The sequence below is a fragment of the Mesorhizobium sp. M7A.F.Ca.CA.002.15.2.1 genome, assembly GCF_003998715.1.
Taxonomy (GTDB): Bacteria; Pseudomonadota; Alphaproteobacteria; order Rhizobiales; family Rhizobiaceae; genus Mesorhizobium; species Mesorhizobium ciceri.
Window position 1 is genome coordinate 1 of record NZ_RZPI01000542.1, and the last position, 3,900, is coordinate 3,900.

The window sequence follows — 3,900 nt, forward strand, 5'->3', positions numbered from 1 at the left end:
AAAGAATGACCCGGCCTTCACCGAAAAGCTCGCCGCCAATGGCGATATCTTCGTCAACGACGCCTTCTCGGCCGCGCACCGCGCGCATTCTTCGACCGAGGGGCTGGCGCATCTGTTGCCGGCTTTTGCCGGCCGCACCATGCAAGCCGAGCTTGAGGCGCTGGAGAAGGGCTTGGGAAAACCGGTTCGTCCGGTCGTCGCCATTGTCGGCGGCGCCAAGGTCTCGACCAAGATCGATCTGTTGATGAACTTGGTGAAGAAGGTCGACGCGCTGGTCATCGGCGGCGGCATGGCCAACACCTTCCTCGCCGCGCGCGGCACCGATGTCGGCAAATCGCTGTGCGAGCATGATCTCGCCTCAACCGCCAAGCAGATCATGATCGAGGCGGCCGAGGCCGGCTGCGCCATCATCCTGCCGGTCGACGGCGTCGTCGCCAGGGAGTTCAAGGCGGGCGCGGCCTGCGAGACCGTCGCCATCTCCGATGTGCCGGCCGACGGGATGATCCTCGATGTCGGCGCCAAAACCGTGACGACCATCGGCGAATGGATCGACCGCGCCGCGACACTGGTCTGGAACGGCCCGCTCGGCGCCTTCGAGATCGCGCCCTTCGACCATGCGACGGTGGCGGCGGCCAAGCATGCGGCGTCGCGCACCAAGGAAGGCAAGCTGGTCTCGGTCGCAGGCGGTGGCGATACGGTCGCGGCGCTCAACCACGCCGGCGTCGCCGACGACTTCACCTATGTCTCGACCGCAGGCGGCGCCTTCCTGGAGTGGATGGAAGGCAAGCCGCTGCCCGGCGTCGATGTGTTGAAGCGCTGAGGCTCCGAGGCGATCAACACTCGGAGAGCGAACAAGGCCGCCCGAGGCTTCAATCGATTCGAGCTTTCCGATGCCATTCCTTTGGCGGTAGACTTCCGTTAAGCGCGGAACAACCGTTTCAGGAGAAGCAACAATGAGCGAACGTCTCGAAGACATTGCCGCTGCGATCGTCGCCGATGGCAAGGGCCTGCTGGCCGCCGACGAAAGTTCCGGCACCATCAAGAAGCGCTTCGACGTCATCGGCGTCGAATCGACCGCCGACAGCCGCCGCGATTACCGCGAGATGATGTTCCGCACCAGGGAGGCGATGACCCGCTACATCTCCGGCGTCATCCTCTATGACGAGACGATCCGCCAGAAGGCCGCCGACGGCACGCCGCTGGTCGACATCATCAAGGCGGCCGGCGCCATCCCCGGCATCAAGGTCGATGCCGGCGCCAAGCCGCTGGCCAGGTTTCCCGGCGACACCGTCACCGAAGGCCTCGATGGCCTGCGCGAACGGCTTGCCGACTACTACAAGCTCGGCGCCCGCTTCGCCAAATGGCGCGCGGTAATCGACATCGATATCGCCAAGGGCGTCCCTTCGGCGACCTCGATCGGCTCCAATGCTCATGCGCTCGCCCGCTATGCCGCCCTCTGCCAGGAAGCCGGCATCGTGCCGATCGTCGAACCGGAGGTGCTGATGGACGGCGCCCACGACATCGACACTTGTTACGACATTTCGAAGGCAACGCTGATCAAGCTCTATGACGAGCTCCATGCGGCGCGCGTCGTGCTGGAAGGCACCATCCTGAAGCCCAACATGGTGCTGGCCGGCAGGAAATCGGGCAAGGTGAGCAGCCCCGAAGAAGTCGCCGAAAAGACCATAAAACTGTTCCGCGAGACAGTGCCGGCAGCGGTGCCGGGCATCGCCTTCCTTTCCGGCGGCCAGGAAGACGAAGAGGCGACCGCCAATCTCAACGCCATCAACGCCATCGGGCCGCACCCGTGGAAGCTGACCTTCTCCTATGGTCGCGCGCTGCAGGCCGCGCCACAGAAAGCCTGGAGCGGCAAAGCCTCGAACGTTGCCGCCGGCCAGGCCGCCTTCACCCATCGCGCCCACATGAACCATCTGGCAGCGCTCGGAAAATGGAAGGCGAGCCTGGAACAGGCCGCCTGATCACAGTCCTTTCTTCCTCCTTCGAACCCGGGCCGATGCGCCCGGGTTTTTTGTTTGTGACTTGCAGGGCTTGGGGCGGAGCCTCTCCGTCCTTATTTCCTCTCCGGCGATGTCGGGTTGCGCCCATCCCCAACGTCCTTGGGATGACATTCAGGGAGAGGTTCATGCATCGCAACAAGATCGTTTCGCGCGAAGACTGGTTCCAGGCGCACAAGGCACATCTGGCGCGCGAGAAGGAACTGACGCGGTTTCGCGAGCGGATCGCCGCGGAACGGCGTGAACTGCCCTGGCTGAAGATCAGGAAAGACTATGTCTTCGAGACCGAACAAGGGCCAAACAGACTGACCGACCTGTTTGGCACTAACAGCCAGCTGATCGTCTATCACTTCATGTTCGGGCCGGGCTGCACCCATCATTGCGAGGGCTGCTCATTCCTTGCCGACCATATCGACGGCGCCAATCAGCATCTACGGCATCACGACGTGTCGCTGGTCGTGGTTTCGCGCGCTCCCCTGGCGGAACTTCTGCCTTACAAGCAGCGCATGGGCTGGAAGTTCGACTGGGTGTCGTCCTATGTCTCGGATTTCAACTTCGACATGCAGGTCTCCTTCACCGACAAGCAGATCGCCGCCGGCTGCACCACCTACAATTTCGAGACCCGTCCACGGACATCGAAGGAGCTTCCCGGCACCAGCGTCTTCTACAGGGACGAGACCGGCGACATCTTCCTCACCTTCATGTCGCGCGCCCGCGGCGGCGAGGCGCAGATCGGCGCCTACGACTATCTCGACATGACGCCGAAGGGCCGCAACGAGAACGGCCCCTATCACGGCCTGATGGATTGGGTGCGGCTGCACGACGAATATCAGGGCAAGCAGGCGGGGCAGGCGAGTTGCTGCGATTGAAGATCGTTCCCGTCGGCCAAAACATTCGCTAAGGCTGCCGCTGATCGTTTAACGGTACTGCCATGCGCTTCCCGGCCCTACTCTCCTGGCTCGCCTTCCCGGTCTATATCTGGCAAGGCCTCGGCGTGCGACGCCGCACCACGCGCATGCTGCCGGCGCAAGGGCCGGTCATGCACGAAATATCAGGCGCAGCACCGGCAATCTCGCTTCTGGTGCTGGGCGATTCCTCCGCCGCTTCGGTCGGCATCGGCAATTCGGAAGACGGGCTTGCCGCGCAACTCGCCGTGCTGATTTCACAAAGCACCGGCCGCGCCGTGCGCTGGCGGGCGGCCGGCTTCAATTCGGCAACGTCCGGCCAGATCCGCGACCATGTGCTGCCCAATCTGTCGGCCGATCCGTGGACGCATATCGTGCTGGCCATCGGCACCAACGACACCAAGAATTTCCACTCCGTGCCGCGCTTCAAGAAGGAGTTCGGTGGCCTGCTCTACGGCCTGCGCGCCAAATGGCCGGAAGCGCGCGTGGTGTGGTCGCCGGTGCTGGAGTTCACGCGGGCGCCAGCCATGCCGCCGCTGCTCGGAAAGATCCTTGAGATCCGCGCCACCGACATGAACCGGATGGGCGAACGCCTTTGCCTGGAGCGCGGCGCGGTGCCGGCGCCGCGCCTGCCGATCACCAATCCGGAAGCCGGCTTTGCCTCGGACGGCTTTCACGCCTCGGAAGCAGGCTACCGGGCCTGGGCCGAGCATCTGGTCGGCCCGGTGCTTGGCCATTGAGCAGCGACGACAAGTGCGTCCTACGTCAAATGCCCGAGCACGGCCGCCAGTGAAATCGCGGCCATGGCGAGCAGTGCCAGCTTCCAGAAATCACCGCGTCGCTTGAGGCCTGGCCAGCCAAGCGGCTTGATCAGTTGAATGACCATGAAACCGGCGATGACAAGGGCGAGGAATTTCGTCATGCCGCCTTTGACCAGCAACGCGCCCGGCTGTCAAAGCACGTCGTTCATTGCCTGAGAA

General features: G+C 63.6%; 5 protein-coding genes. 4 read left to right on the top strand and 1 reads right to left on the bottom strand.

Features of this window, described 5'->3' with window-relative positions; translation table 11 throughout:
* The 4 genes from ENZ74_RS24575 to ENZ74_RS24590 all read left to right on the top strand — a co-directional run.
* The coding region (locus ENZ74_RS24575) for a phosphoglycerate kinase (RefSeq protein ID WP_164761180.1) at positions 1–820 on the top strand (820 nt) is incomplete at its 5' end.
* A gap of 133 nt (positions 821–953) precedes the next feature.
* The gene (locus ENZ74_RS24580) at positions 954–1,979 is read left to right on the top strand and encodes a class I fructose-bisphosphate aldolase (protein WP_024502995.1); all 1,026 of its coding nucleotides are present in this window, start codon (positions 954–956) and stop codon (positions 1,977–1,979) included.
* 164 nt (positions 1,980–2,143) lie between these two features.
* Positions 2,144–2,884, top strand: a complete 741-nt coding sequence (locus ENZ74_RS24585; protein ID WP_063169157.1) for a thioredoxin family protein — start codon at positions 2,144–2,146, stop codon at positions 2,882–2,884.
* Positions 2,885–2,946: 62 nt separating this feature from the next.
* Positions 2,947–3,660, top strand: coding sequence for an SGNH/GDSL hydrolase family protein (locus ENZ74_RS24590; RefSeq protein ID WP_063169158.1), 714 nt, complete (start codon positions 2,947–2,949; stop codon positions 3,658–3,660).
* A gap of 20 nt (positions 3,661–3,680) precedes the next feature.
* On the opposite strand, the gene ENZ74_RS24595 is transcribed toward ENZ74_RS24590, so the two are convergent.
* On the bottom strand, positions 3,681–3,842 hold the full coding sequence (locus tag ENZ74_RS24595; protein WP_013529243.1) for a hypothetical protein: 162 nt from the start codon (positions 3,840–3,842) through the stop codon (positions 3,681–3,683).
* Positions 3,843–3,900: the final 58 nt, after the last annotated feature.